Genomic DNA, 12172 nt, shown 5'->3' on the forward strand with positions numbered 1-12172 from the left:
ATGCAAAAACAATGTGATAACGTCATTCTGGAACTCACCGTCCGCAACCATCCCGGCGTCATGACCCACGTGTGCGGGCTTTTTGCCCGTCGCGCGTTTAACGTCGAAGGCATTCTCTGTCTGCCAATTCAGGGCAGCGAACACAGCCGCATCTGGCTGCTGGTAAATGATGACCAGCGACTGGGGCAGATGATTAGCCAGATTGAAAAGCTGGAAGATGTCACCAAAGTGGCGCGTAACCAGTCCGATCCCACCATGTTTAACAAAATTGCGGTGTTCTTCGAATAGCGCTCAAGGCTTGAACAGCCACGCGCTTATCGCTAAGGTAAGCGCCTTTGCCGGATGACGCTGCGCTTATCCGGCCTACAGGCAGTGAATCCGTAGGCCGGATAAGGCGTTTACGCCGCCATCCGGCGTTTTCAGGCACCAGGACACACCATGACCACCATCGCCCTTATTGACGATCATTTGATTGTCCGCTCCGGCTTTGCTCAGCTGCTGGGGCTGGAAGCTGATTTTCAGGTTGTCGCCGAATTTGGTAGCGGCCGCGAGGCGCTGACGGGGCTACCGGGGCGCGGCGTGCAGGTCTGTATCTGCGATATCTCCATGCCGGATATTTCCGGGCTGGAGCTGCTCAGCCAGCTGCCGAAGGGGATGGCGACCATCATGCTGTCGGTACACGATAGCCCGGCGCTGATCGAGCAAGCGTTGAATGCCGGCGCGCGCGGCTTCCTGTCGAAACGCTGCAGCCCCGATGAACTTATCGCCGCGGTACGCACGGTGGCGGCGGGTGGTTGCTATCTCACGCCGGATATCGCCATGAAGCTGGCCGCCGGGCGCCAGGATCCGCTCACCAAACGCGAGCGTCAGGTGGCGGAAAAGCTGGCGCAGGGCATGGCGGTGAAAGAGATTGCCGCCGAGCTCGGTCTGTCGCCGAAAACCGTCCACGTACACCGCGCCAACCTGCTGGAAAAGCTGGGCGTCAGCAACGACGTTGAGCTGGCGCGCCGCATGTTCGATAGCTGGCAATGAAGGCCGTCGTCTCACGATTGCTGTCGGTCATCGGCTGCGCCTTTATCTTCGCGGCCGCCTGGTTCTGCCTGTGGAGCATCAGTCTGCATCTGGTGGAACGCGCGGATTTAGCGGTGCTGCTGTTTCCCTTTGGCCTGCGGCTGGGGTTAATGCTGCAATGCCCCCGCGGCTACTGGCCAGTGCTGCTGGGAACCGAGTGGCTGCTTATCTTCTGGCTGGCGCAGGAGGTGGCGCTGGCGCACCCGATAATTTTGATGACCGGAAGCCTGCTGACTCTGCTGCCGGTGGCGTTGATCTCGCGCTACCGGCAGCAGCGCGACTGGCTGACGCTGCTGCGTCAGGGCGGGGCGTTAATGGCCGCCGCGCTGCTGCAATCGCTGCCGTGGCTGGCGGAGGGGGACGAGGGGCTTAACGCCCTGCTGTTGACGCTGACCGGCGGCCTGACGCTGGCGCCGACCTGCCTGGTTTTCTGGCACTATCTTACCAGCACCGTCTGGCGGCCGCTGGGGCCGGCGCTGGTGGCGCAGCCGGTTAACTGGCGCGGGCGGCATCTGATCTGGTATCTGCTGTTATTCACCATTAGCCTGTGGCTGCAGCTTGGCCTGCCCGCCGAGCTCTCCCGCTTTACCCCGTTTTGTCTGGCGCTGCCGATTATCGCCCTCGCCTGGCACTACGGCTGGCAGGGAGCGCTGATCGCCACCCTGATGAACGCTATCGCCTTGATTGCCAGCCAGACCTGGCACGATCACCCGGTCGATTTATTGCTTTCCCTGCTGGCACAGAGCCTCACCGGGCTGCTGTTGGGGGCGGGGATCCAGCGGCTACGCGAGCTGAATCAGTCATTACAAAGCGAGCTGGCGCGTAATCGTCGGCTGGCGGAACGCCTGCTGGAGACCGAAGAGAGCGTGCGGCGAGACGTCGCCCGCGAGCTCCATGATGATATCGGCCAGACCATCACCGCGATCCGCACCCAGGCCGGGATCGTACAGCGGCTGGCGCCGGACAACGCCAGCGTGCGCCAGAGCGGTCAACTGATAGAACAGCTGTCGCTGGGAGTTTACGACTCGGTGCGTAGACTGCTAGGCCGTCTGCGTCCGCGTCAGCTCGACGACCTGCCGCTGGAGCAGGCGGTACGTTCGTTGATGCGCGAGATGGAGCTGGAGGACCGCGGCATTGTCAGCCATCTCGACTGGCGGATTAACGAGGCGGGACTGAGCGAGAACCAGCGCGTGACGCTGTTTCGCGTTTGCCAGGAGGGGCTGAATAATATCGTCAAGCACGCCAGCGCCAGCGCTGTCACTCTGCAGGGCTGGCAGCAGGATGAGCGACTAATGCTGGTGCTGGAAGATGACGGTTGCGGCCTGCCGCCGGGGTCGAATCTGCAGGGGTTCGGCCTGACCGGCATGCGCGAGCGCGTGACCGCCCTGGGCGGCACACTGACGATCTCCTGCACCCATGGTACCCGGGTGTGCGTCAATCTACCGCTGCGTTACGCCTGAGAGGATCGCCGATGTTCGCCTTTTTAAAAGCCCCGCCGGACGCTGCGCCGATAAGCGATAAACGCGAGCTTGATGCGCGTTATCGCTACTGGCGTCGCCATATCCTGTTGACCATCTGGCTGGGCTACGCGCTGTTCTATTTCACCCGCAAAAGCTTTAACGCCGCGGTCCCGGAAATTCTCGCCAGCAACGTCCTGACCCGCAGCGATATTGGCCTGCTGGCCACGCTGTTCTATATCACCTACGGACTGTCGAAATTTTTCTCCGGTATCGTCAGCGACCGCTCCGACGCCCGCTATTTTATGGGGCTTGGGCTTATCGCCACCGGGGTGGTGAATATTCTGTTCGGTTTTTCTTCCTCACTATGGGCTTTCGCGCTGCTGTGGGCGCTGAATGCCTTCTTCCAGGGCTGGGGCTCGCCGGTCTGCGCCCGACTGCTGACGGCCTGGTATTCGCGGACCGAGCGCGGCGGCTGGTGGGCGCTATGGAATACGGCGCATAACGTCGGCGGCGCGCTGATCCCGATGGTGGTGGGAGCGGCGGCGTTGCACTACGGCTGGCGTGCCGGGATGACCATTGCCGGCTGTCTGGCGATCCTCGCCGGACTGTATCTGTGCTGGCGGCTGCGCGATCGCCCGCAGGCGGTGGGGTTACCCGCCGTGGGCGACTGGCGTCACGATGCGCTGGAAATCGCCCAGCAGCAGGAAGGCGCTGGGATGTCTCGTAAAGCGATCCTGACCCGCTACGTGCTGGCCAATCCCTACATCTGGCTGCTGTCGTTGTGCTATGTGCTGGTGTACGTGGTGCGGGCGGCGATTAACGACTGGGGCAATCTGTATATGTCGGAGACGCTAGGCGTCGATCTGGTGACCGCTAACTCGGCGGTGACCATGTTTGAGCTGGGCGGTTTTATCGGCGCGCTGGTGGCAGGGTGGGGCTCGGATAAGCTGTTTAACGGCAACCGTGGGCCGATGAACCTGATTTTCGCCGCCGGAATTTTGCTGTCGGTTGGCGGCCTGTGGCTGATGCCGTTCGCCAGCTATGTCATGCAGGCGGCCTGCTTCTTCACTACCGGTTTCTTCGTTTTCGGCCCGCAGATGCTGATCGGCATGGCGGCGGCGGAATGTTCGCATAAAGAAGCCGCCGGGGCGGCAACCGGGTTTGTCGGCCTGTTCGCTTATCTTGGCGCCTCGCTTTCCGGCTGGCCGCTGGCGCAGGTGATGGATATCTGGCACTGGACCGGATTCTTCGTGGTGATTGCGATTGCCGCCGGCATTTCCGCGCTACTGCTGCTGCCGTTTTTAAACGCGCAGGCGCCGCGTACCGCCAGCGAAGCGTGATGTAGCTCACCCTTTCGCCGCGAACGGGGCAAAACTAAGAAATTTTCCCGGTTTTACCTGGACGCCGTCTCAGGCCAGACGGCGCGCTGGTTTTTACAATGCCTGGTTATTACGCAGGCATAAAAAATCAGCTCAGGAGATACCCATGCTGGCCTTTCTGAATCAGGTGCGCAAGCCGACCCTGGATCTGCCGCTCGATGTGCGGCGCAAAATGTGGTTCAAACCTTTCATGCAGTCCTATCTGGTGGTCTTCATCGGCTACCTGACCATGTACCTGATCCGCAAGAACTTTAACATCGCGCAGAACGACATGATCTCCACCTACGGGCTGAGCATGACCCAGCTGGGGATGATTGGCCTGGGCTTCTCCATCACCTACGGCGTGGGCAAGACGCTGGTCTCTTATTATGCCGACGGCAAAAACACCAAGCAGTTCCTGCCGTTTATGCTGATCCTCTCCGCCATCTGTATGCTGGGCTTTAGCGCCAGCATGGGGGCGGGTTCTACCAGCCTGTTCCTGATGATCGCCTTCTATGCGCTGAGCGGTTTCTTCCAGAGCACCGGCGGCTCGTGCAGCTATTCCACCATCACCAAGTGGACGCCCAGACGCAAACGCGGCACTTTCCTCGGCTTCTGGAATATCTCCCACAACCTCGGCGGCGCGGGCGCGGCGGGCGTGGCGCTGTTTGGCGCCAACTATCTGTTCGACGGCCATGTGATCGGCATGTTTATCTTCCCGTCGATTATTGCGCTGATCGTTGGCTTTATCGGCCTGCGCTACGGTAGCGACTCTCCGGAATCCTACGGCCTCGGCACGGCGGAAGAGCTGTTTGGCGAAGCGATCAGCGAAGAGGACAAAGAGACCGAAGAAAATGCGATGACCAAGTGGCAGATCTTTGTTGAGTACGTGCTGAAAAACAAAGTGATCTGGCTGCTGTGCTTCTCCAACATCTTCCTCTACGTGGTGCGTATCGGTATCGATCAGTGGTCCACCGTGTACGCCTTCCAGGAGCTGAAGCTGTCGAAAGAGGTGGCGATTCAGGGCTTTACCCTGTTTGAGGTCGGCGCGCTGGTCGGCACGCTGCTGTGGGGCTGGTTGTCGGATCTGGCCAACGGCCGCCGCGCGCTGGTGGCCTGCATCGCGCTGGCGCTGATTATCGCCACCCTTGGGGTTTACCAACACGCCAGCAACCAGTACGTCTATCTGGCCTCGTTATTTGCGCTGGGCTTCCTGGTGTTTGGTCCGCAGCTGTTGATCGGCGTCGCCGCCGTCGGTTTCGTACCGAAAAAAGCGATCGGCGCCGCCGATGGAATCAAGGGCACCTTCGCCTATCTGATCGGCGATAGCTTCGCCAAACTGGGTCTCGGGATGATCGCCGACGGCACCCCGGTCTTCGGCCTGACCGGCTGGGCCGGCACCTTTGCGGCGCTGGACGCCGCCGCCGTCGGCTGTATCTGCCTGATGGCCATCGTGGCTATCTTTGAAGAGCGTAAAATTCGCCGCGAGAAAAAGAACCGTATTTTGCAGACCGCCTGATTCACCAGGTATTTGGTAACCTTGCCCGGCCTTCGCGCCGGGCTTTTTTATTTCTTGCGCATTATGCCAGGTCCGACAGTCGACAGCAGGCAAATTCCCATTATGATAGACAGGCTGCGATTGGATGAGAGGATGCATGATCTGGATAGGACTGGCCACCCTGGTAGTGGTGTTTGTTGTGGGATTTCGGGTGCTTACCTCTGATTCACGCCGCGCGATCCGCCGCCTGAGCGAACGCCTCGGCATCACGCCTGTCCCGCTGGAATCGATGATCGATCAGCTGGGAAAAACCGCCGGTAATGAGTATTTGCGTTACCTGGAGCGGCCGAATGAAGCGCATCTGCAGAACGCCGCCCAGGTGCTGCTCATCTGGCAGGTCGCGATTGTCGACGCCAGCGAAAAAAACCTGCATTACTGGTATCGCCTGATGCAAAAAGCGCGTTTAGCGGCGCCGATTACCGAGGCGCAGATCCGCCTGGCGCAAGGGTTTCTGCGCGAGCTGGACCCGGATGTGAGCGATTTACATAACCTACAGCAGCGCTACAACGACCTGTTTCTCCCGGAAGACGGCGTGCACTGGCTGCACTGATCTCATTGTTATCCGGCCTGTGGTTCATCGCTTTTGTGTGCCGGATGGCGGCTGCGCCTTATCCGGCCTACGGTTTCCTCACTCGTCACTTGTAGGCCGGATAAGCGTAAGCGCCATCCGGCAGGATAACTACAGTAGGATTTTCAGGCCGTGTTTTTGTACGACGCTAAGCAATTTTAATGACATTCCGCTTGGTCGCTTAGCGCCAGTCTCCCATTTTTGCACGGTAGACACGCTGGTATTCAGATAACGAGCGAACACGGGTTGGCTAACATTGAGTTGTTCACGTAGCGCTTTAATTTCAATGGGTTGAAGTGCGGCTACGCTACCGAGACATGATTCATCAAAATGGCGCATTGTTTCCTGTGGGATTGCGCCAACGCTGAATAGCCCCGACGCAGCGCTATGGATCGCTTCGAAAGCCGGGCTTTTGTATTTATTTTTTGCTGTCATCGCAAATCTCCACCAGTTCTTTACTTTTAACTAAGACCGTCGTTTTCTCTTCAGAGAGATTGGCATAGTGTTTTTGCTAACTCACGAAACCCCATTAATTCGCGATGGTTGATATTGGCCATATCCTGTTTGGCATATAGAAAGGTATAAAACCAATACTCTGCGCTTTTGGTAAGGATGATTGCGCGATCGCGATTCTTGTTGAGTCGCTTTTTATAAACCCCTCCTCCTAAATCAACCACTTTGCCCTGAAGCGCAGATTGAATTGCCTGATAGAGCTCGTCGTCGGAAATGCCATGAGAGCTAGCCTCTCTGGCGAACCATTTGGTTTTAAAGATACGCATTGCTGACATCCTGTCGTTAAAAGTATAGCACATAGTGCTATATTAAATTCTCCTGAGATTTGTTAAAGCGATAGCAAGCATCGTTTTTTTAAACATGCGAGCAGCTACGCACCCTCTTATGAAAAGCGAGAAGAGTTGCGAAAACGTTAAGTACGTCACATACAAAATGTTACACTGCGCAGCTTTCCGCCACTTTCTTCGCAGGTCACTCATGAGTCATTCAAATGAAACCAAACCCCATGCACGCGATCTCGCGCGGCCAAACTGGTCGGCGGTTTTCGCGGTTGCTTTCTGCGTCGCCTGCCTGATTACCGTTGAGTTTTTGCCGGTCAGCCTGCTGACGCCGATGGCGCTGGATTTAGGCATCTCCGAAGGGATGGCCGGGCAGTCGGTGACGACGACGGCATTCGTCGCGATGTTTTCCAGCCTGTTTATCACCACGGTGATAGGTAAAACCGATCGCCGCTACGTGGTTATCCTGTTTTCACTGCTGCTGACCTTTTCCTGCCTGCTGGTATCTTTCGCTGATAGCTTCACCCTGCTACTACTGGGGCGCGCCTGTCTGGGCCTGGCGCTCGGCGGTTTCTGGGCGATGTCCGCATCGCTGACCATGCGGCTGGTGCCGATGCGCGTGGTGCCGAAAGCGCTATCGATTATTTTCGGCGCGGTATCGATCGCGCTGGTAATTGCTGCCCCATTGGGCAGTTTCCTTGGCGGGCTTATCGGCTGGCGCAACGTCTTTAACGGCGCGGCGGTGATGGGCGTGCTGTGTACGCTCTGGGTGCTGAAAGCGCTGCCGTCGCTGCCCGGTGAATCGGCTTCTCAGCAGCAAAATATGTTTGGTCTGCTGAAGCGTCCGGGGGTGATGGCCGGAATGTGCGCCATTTTCATGGCTTTTGCCGGACAGTTCGCCTTCTTTACCTATATTCGCCCGGTGTACATGACCCTCGCCGGGTTTGATGTCGACGGCCTGACGCTGGTGCTGCTGAGCTTTGGTATCGCCAGCTTTATCGGCACCTCGCTCTCCTCGGTGCTGCTCAAGCGTTCGGTGAAAGCGGCGCTGGCGATCGCGCCGCTGGTGCTGACCGCCTGCGCGGTGGCGCTGGTGCTGTGGGGAGAGAGCAAAATCATCGCCTCGACGGTGGCGATTATCTGGGGCTTCGCGTTTGCGCTGATCCCGGTGGGGTGGTCAACGTGGATCACCCGTTCGCTCTCCGATCAGGCGGAAAAAGCCGGGTCGATTCAGGTGGCGGTGATCCAGCTGGCCAACACCTGCGGCGCCGCGGTCGGCGGCATTGCGCTTGACCACTTAGGGCTGCTGTCGCCGCTGGTGTTGTCAGGGATATTGATGCTGTTTACCGGCCTGCTGGTGGCGGCCAAAGTGAAGGTGAATTCACCCGCTTAAGGCCGCTCGCCTTTTGCCAGCCGGGCATTGATGTCGGCAATCACTTCCGGCAGGTCCGCCAGGGTATCAACCACATAATGCGCCCCGGCGGCATACAGTTTGCCTGCCGCCCGCTCGCGGCGGGTGGCGATTTCCGCTTTCGACATCGCCTGGTACTCCTCCCAGGTAGCGCCGAATTCGTTACCGGACACCGCCAGCCCGACGCTCCACATCCCGGCATGTAACCCTTCGCTGATGCCCGGTGCGGCGTCGTCGACCTTCACGCAGTGGGCCACATCGTCTATGCCCAGGGTAATCACGTTCTGCAGCGCCATCCACGGGCCCGGACGACCGCCGGCGGCAAGGTCATCGGTGGCGACCCAGTGGTCCGGGGCGTAGCCCTGGGCGGCGGCGGCCGGTACCAGCTTTTCCATCACCGGACGCGGATAGCCCGAGCAGGAGCCGATCTTCAGGCCCTTGGCGCGCAGCGCGGCGATGGTGTCGACCACGCCGGCTATTGGTGCGGAAAAATCGACAACCTTAGCGATTTGCAGCGGCATAAACGCGGCGTAGATCGCATCGATATCGGCGGCAGTCATCGCGCGGCCGAATTTGGCCTGCCAGCGGCTATCGACAGCGGGGAGTTTGCCCAGCGCCTCAATGTGCTGCCATTTGCCAAGCCCCATCGGCACGCGGGCCTCTTCAAGGGTGATCTCAATATCGAAGGCCTGGCGGAAGGCCTCGACGAAGATTTGCGTCGGGGCGAAAGAGCCGAAGTCTACGGTGGTGCCTGCCCAGTCAAGGATCAGTGCGCTAATACGGTTCATGGCGGTTCCTTATTGTTTCCAGTACATGGCGTTGTCGATAGCCGCCAGCAGGGCGGTGATATCGGCGTCGTAGACTTCGCCAATGTTGCCGATGCGGAAGCAGTCGCTTTGCGATACTTTGCCCGGATAGATAACGAAGCCCTGATCTTTCAGCTTCTGGTAGAAGGTGTGAAAGCGATACTGCGGCGCATCCGGTGAATAAAAGGCGGTAATGATCGGCGAGTGCAGGCTATCGTCGAGCAGCGGCCGGAAGCCGAGCGCGCGCATCCCGGCGACCAGCCGGCGCTGATTGTTGCGGTAGCGCTGATGGCGAGCGCTGACGCCGCCCTCCTGCGCCAGCTCTTTCAGCGCCTGGGCGAAGGCCAGCACGGTATGGGTCGGCGAGGTGAAGCGCCACTTGCCGTGGTTGTCCTCCATGCAGCGCCACTGGGCGTACAGATCCAGCGACAGCGAGCGCGAACGGCCTTTGCAGGCGGCCAGCTGCGCTTCACGGGCAATCACGAAGGCAAAGCCCGGCACGCCCTGAATGCATTTATTGGCGGAGCTTATCAGGTAATCAATATTCAGCGCGGCGATATCCAGTGGAATGCCGCCGAAGCTGCTCATCGCATCGACGATATAGCGTTTATCGTACCGTTTCGCCAGTTCGGCCACCTCTTCGATCGGATTCAGCATGCCGGTGGTGGTTTCGCTGTGTACCATCGCGATATGGGTGATCGCCGGGTCGTTCTGCAGGATCTGTTCGATCGCGGCCGCGTCCGGACGGGAGACTTCGCCACAGTCGTAAGGGTGGCAGGCGATGCCCATCAGTTGCGCCATCTCAATCATACGCGCGCCATAGGCGCCATTGCTGACGATCAGCACTTTGCCCTGTTCGCCGATGACGCTGCCGAGCACCGCTTCGACCGCGTAGCTGCCGCTACCCTGCAGCAGCACTGCGGTATAACCGTCGGCCGGGGTAGCCAACTGCACCAGCTGCTGGCGAATGGTCTGTACCACGCCGAGATTGTAATCATCATCCCAGGTGCAGCTATCGAACAACATCGCCTCTTTCACCGTACGGGAGGTGGTTAACGGGCCGGGGGTCAGCAGCAGGTAATTTCGTGAAGTCATTTGTCTCACCATTTGGTCTATACCAGATTTATAGTTATCATGGAGACAAAGCCGGGACAGGGTCAAAGGAAATGTGGCGCTGCAACAAAAAATTCATCTGGCTATGTATAATGAGCGCACGAAAAGTGGCAGTGAGTAAACATGAAATCACCCTCTGGCGAGATGCCGCAATACCTGATGATTAAGGCGCAGCTGCAGGCGCGTATTCAAAACGGCGCCCTCAAAAGCGGCGACAAGCTGCCTTCCGAGCGCGAGCTGTGCGCGCTGTTCAACACGACGCGGATTACGGTGCGTGAGAGCCTGGCGCAGCTGGAGGCCAGCGGCGTGATTTACCGCGCCGACCGCCGCGGCTGGTTTGTGACGCCGGAGCGTCTGTGGCTGGATCCGACGCAAAATACCAACTTCCACAAGCTGTGTCTCGAGCAGGGTCGCGAACCGAAAACGGTGCTGCTTGATGGCCGCCTGGCTGCCGTGCCGCTGGATGTGATGGCGCCGCTGGCGCTGCAGCCCTTCGATCAGGTCTACCTGCTGACCCGGCTGCGCTATGCCGACGGGCGTCCGGTGTGCTACTGCGAAAACCACTGTCTGCCCGCGCGGGTGCCTGAGCTGCTGCGCCACGATCTCAACGGCAGTCTGACCGAGATTTATCAAACTCACTACGACCTGATCTATACCAGTATGCATCTGTCGTTTTATCCCACCTCAATGCCGCCGCAGGCCGCCGAGGCGCTGGGGGTGATGGAGGGGCGCCCGGCGCTGCTGTTGCGCAGGCTGAATTACGATCAGCACGGGCGTATTCTCGATTACGATATTGAATACTGGCGGCATGATAGCCTGCGGATCGAAGTCGATACCCATTGATTTTATTAGTTAAATTTTTTGATCTCCCCGGTGGCGCTAGCGCTTACCGGGGCTACGCATCCCGCTCGTTTTAACTCCTTCGACACACTTCTTTCATCGTTTTGTCATAAACCCTCGGTAGCGTGAAGGCAAATCTGGTCTACACCAGAATAACTAACTATCCGATGAGGCTTAAACGATGAAACTCTCCCGACTTGCTCTGCTGTCCCTGTTCGCGCTGACCAGCTCTCCGGTTTGGGCGGACGGCGTCGTCACGGTTTACTCCGCCGACGGCCTGCATGACGGCGATAACAGCTGGTATCAGAGCCAGTTCGCTGCCTTCACCAAAGCGACGGGCATCAAAGTGCAGTATGTGGAAGGCGGCTCCGGCGCGATCGTCGAGCGTCTGGCCAAGGAGCGCACCAATCCGCAGGCTGATGTGCTGGTCACGGTGCCGCCGTTTATCCAGCGCGCCGCGAAAGAGCAATTGCTGGCAACCTTTACCCCGCAGGGAAGCGCGCAGATCCCCGGCGCTAACGACCGCTACGCGCCGCTGGTGAACAACTATCTGACCTTCATCTATAACAGCCAGTTGCTGAAAAGCGCGCCGGCCAGCTGGCAGGATCTGCTGGATAGCCGCTACAAGAACAAGTTGCAGTACTCCACGCCGGGTCAGGCGGGCGACGGTACCGCGGTGATGCTGCAGGCGTTCCATAGCCTCGGCGGTAAAGACGCCGGTTTTGCGTATCTGGGTAAGCTGCAGGCCAATAACGTTGGCCCATCGGCCTCGACCGGTAAGCTGACGGCGCTGGTCAACAAAGGCGAGCTGTACGTCGCCAACGGCGATCTGCAGATGAACCTGTCGCAGATGGCGCGTAACCCGAACGTTAAAATTTTCTGGCCGGCGGATGACAAAGGCGAGCGCAGCGCGCTGGCGCTGCCCTACACCATCGGGCTGGTGCAGAACGGACCGAACAGCGAAAACGGCAAAAAGCTGATCAATTTCCTGCTGGATAAACCGGCGCAATCCAGCGTCAGCGCGCGCTCCTGGGGCCTGCCGGTACGCAGCGATGTAGCGCCGGATGATGCTAACTTTAAGGCGGCGAAAGCGGCGCTCGACGGCGTGAAGAGCTGGGAACCTAACTGGGACGATGTCGCGGTATCGCTGTCGGCTGACATTGCCCGCTGGCATAAAGTGACCGATAGCGAGTAAG

General features: G+C 59.1%; 12 protein-coding genes and 1 pseudogene. 9 read left to right on the top strand and 4 right to left on the bottom strand.

The genetic code is table 11. The features are described from left to right. From ilvN to OHJ17_RS00205, 6 genes are all read left to right on the top strand, one after another. Positions 1 to 288, top strand: coding sequence for an acetolactate synthase small subunit (gene ilvN / locus OHJ17_RS00180; protein WP_002923283.1), 288 nt, complete (start codon positions 1 to 3; stop codon positions 286 to 288). A 150-nt stretch (positions 289 to 438) separates the two neighbouring features. Beyond that, positions 439 to 1032, top strand: coding sequence for a transcriptional regulator UhpA (gene uhpA, locus OHJ17_RS00185; protein ID WP_002923282.1), 594 nt, complete (start codon positions 439 to 441; stop codon positions 1030 to 1032). Between the two features lie 17 nt (positions 1033 to 1049). Beyond that, positions 1050 to 2531, top strand: coding sequence for a signal transduction histidine-protein kinase/phosphatase UhpB (gene uhpB / locus OHJ17_RS00190; protein WP_020324525.1), 1482 nt, complete (start codon positions 1050 to 1052; stop codon positions 2529 to 2531). A gap of 11 nt (positions 2532 to 2542) precedes the next feature. After that, positions 2543 to 3871, top strand: a complete 1329-nt coding sequence (locus OHJ17_RS00195) for an MFS transporter (protein WP_004145056.1) — start codon at positions 2543 to 2545, stop codon at positions 3869 to 3871. Positions 3872 to 4016: 145 nt separating this feature from the next. Next, on the top strand, positions 4017 to 5408 hold the full coding sequence (gene uhpT, locus OHJ17_RS00200) for a hexose-6-phosphate:phosphate antiporter (RefSeq protein ID WP_002923280.1): 1392 nt from the start codon (positions 4017 to 4019) through the stop codon (positions 5406 to 5408). A 136-nt stretch (positions 5409 to 5544) separates the two neighbouring features. Continuing rightward, positions 5545 to 5997, top strand: coding sequence for a DUF1198 family protein (locus OHJ17_RS00205; protein WP_002923278.1), 453 nt, complete (start codon positions 5545 to 5547; stop codon positions 5995 to 5997). A 129-nt stretch (positions 5998 to 6126) separates the two neighbouring features. Here OHJ17_RS00205 and OHJ17_RS00210 read toward each other — a convergent pair whose 3' ends face one another. Together OHJ17_RS00210 and OHJ17_RS00215 are read right to left on the bottom strand one after the other, a co-directional pair. Next, positions 6127 to 6450, bottom strand: a complete 324-nt coding sequence (locus tag OHJ17_RS00210) for a helix-turn-helix domain-containing protein (RefSeq protein WP_004173862.1) — start codon at positions 6448 to 6450, stop codon at positions 6127 to 6129. Beyond that, a pseudogene (locus tag OHJ17_RS00215) lies at positions 6434 to 6794 on the bottom strand (type II toxin-antitoxin system RelE/ParE family toxin). Before OHJ17_RS00215 ends, OHJ17_RS00210 begins: the two are co-directional and overlap by 17 nt. 211 nt (positions 6795 to 7005) lie before the next feature. On the opposite strand from OHJ17_RS00215, the gene nepI reads away from it, so the two are divergent. Continuing rightward, on the top strand, positions 7006 to 8199 hold the full coding sequence (gene nepI / locus OHJ17_RS00220; protein ID WP_009485057.1) for a purine ribonucleoside efflux pump NepI: 1194 nt from the start codon (positions 7006 to 7008) through the stop codon (positions 8197 to 8199). Here nepI and phnX read toward each other — a convergent pair. Together phnX and phnW are read right to left on the bottom strand one after the other, a co-directional pair. Beyond that, entirely contained in the window at positions 8196 to 9005 is an 810-nt protein-coding gene (gene phnX / locus OHJ17_RS00225) for a phosphonoacetaldehyde hydrolase (protein ID WP_015959164.1), read from the bottom strand. The genes nepI and phnX overlap by 4 nt on opposite strands. A 9-nt stretch (positions 9006 to 9014) precedes the next feature. Then, a complete protein-coding gene (phnW, locus tag OHJ17_RS00230) occupies positions 9015 to 10118 on the bottom strand; it encodes a 2-aminoethylphosphonate--pyruvate transaminase (RefSeq protein ID WP_020802514.1) in 1104 nt (367 codons plus the stop codon). Positions 10119 to 10259: 141 nt separating this feature from the next. Between phnW and phnR the strand changes: the two genes are divergently transcribed. Continuing rightward, positions 10260 to 10979: a phosphonate utilization transcriptional regulator PhnR gene (phnR, locus tag OHJ17_RS00235; RefSeq protein WP_004145049.1), complete on the top strand. Its 720-nt coding sequence runs from the start codon at positions 10260 to 10262 to the stop codon at positions 10977 to 10979. A gap of 178 nt (positions 10980 to 11157) precedes the next feature. Beyond that, a complete protein-coding gene (gene phnS / locus OHJ17_RS00240) occupies positions 11158 to 12171 on the top strand; it encodes a 2-aminoethylphosphonate ABC transporter substrate-binding protein (RefSeq protein WP_004173867.1) in 1014 nt (337 codons plus the stop codon). Position 12172 lies beyond the last annotated feature (1 nt).

The organism is Klebsiella sp. KP20-425-1, from assembly GCF_025813515.1.
Taxonomy (GTDB): domain Bacteria; phylum Pseudomonadota; class Gammaproteobacteria; order Enterobacterales; family Enterobacteriaceae; genus Klebsiella; species Klebsiella pneumoniae.

Bases quoted from the DNA above. Each gene is read 5' to 3' on its own strand.
- phnW (WP_020802514.1), bottom strand. From the start codon at position 10,118: ATGACTTCACGAAATTACCTGCTGCTGACCCCCGGCCCGTTAACCACC.
- nepI (WP_009485057.1), top strand. From the start codon at position 7,006: ATGAGTCATTCAAATGAAACCAAACCCCATGCACGCGATCTCGCGCGG.
- phnS (WP_004173867.1), top strand. From the start codon at position 11,158: ATGAAACTCTCCCGACTTGCTCTGCTGTCCCTGTTCGCGCTGACCAGC.
- OHJ17_RS00205 (WP_002923278.1), top strand. From the start codon at position 5,545: ATGATCTGGATAGGACTGGCCACCCTGGTAGTGGTGTTTGTTGTGGGA.
- uhpT (WP_002923280.1), top strand. From the start codon at position 4,017: ATGCTGGCCTTTCTGAATCAGGTGCGCAAGCCGACCCTGGATCTGCCG.
- OHJ17_RS00210 (WP_004173862.1), bottom strand. From the start codon at position 6,450: ATGACAGCAAAAAATAAATACAAAAGCCCGGCTTTCGAAGCGATCCAT.
- phnR (WP_004145049.1), top strand. From the start codon at position 10,260: ATGAAATCACCCTCTGGCGAGATGCCGCAATACCTGATGATTAAGGCG.
- OHJ17_RS00195 (WP_004145056.1), top strand. From the start codon at position 2,543: ATGTTCGCCTTTTTAAAAGCCCCGCCGGACGCTGCGCCGATAAGCGAT.
- ilvN (WP_002923283.1), top strand. From the start codon at position 1: ATGCAAAAACAATGTGATAACGTCATTCTGGAACTCACCGTCCGCAAC.
- uhpA (WP_002923282.1), top strand. From the start codon at position 439: ATGACCACCATCGCCCTTATTGACGATCATTTGATTGTCCGCTCCGGC.
- phnX (WP_015959164.1), bottom strand. From the start codon at position 9,005: ATGAACCGTATTAGCGCACTGATCCTTGACTGGGCAGGCACCACCGTA.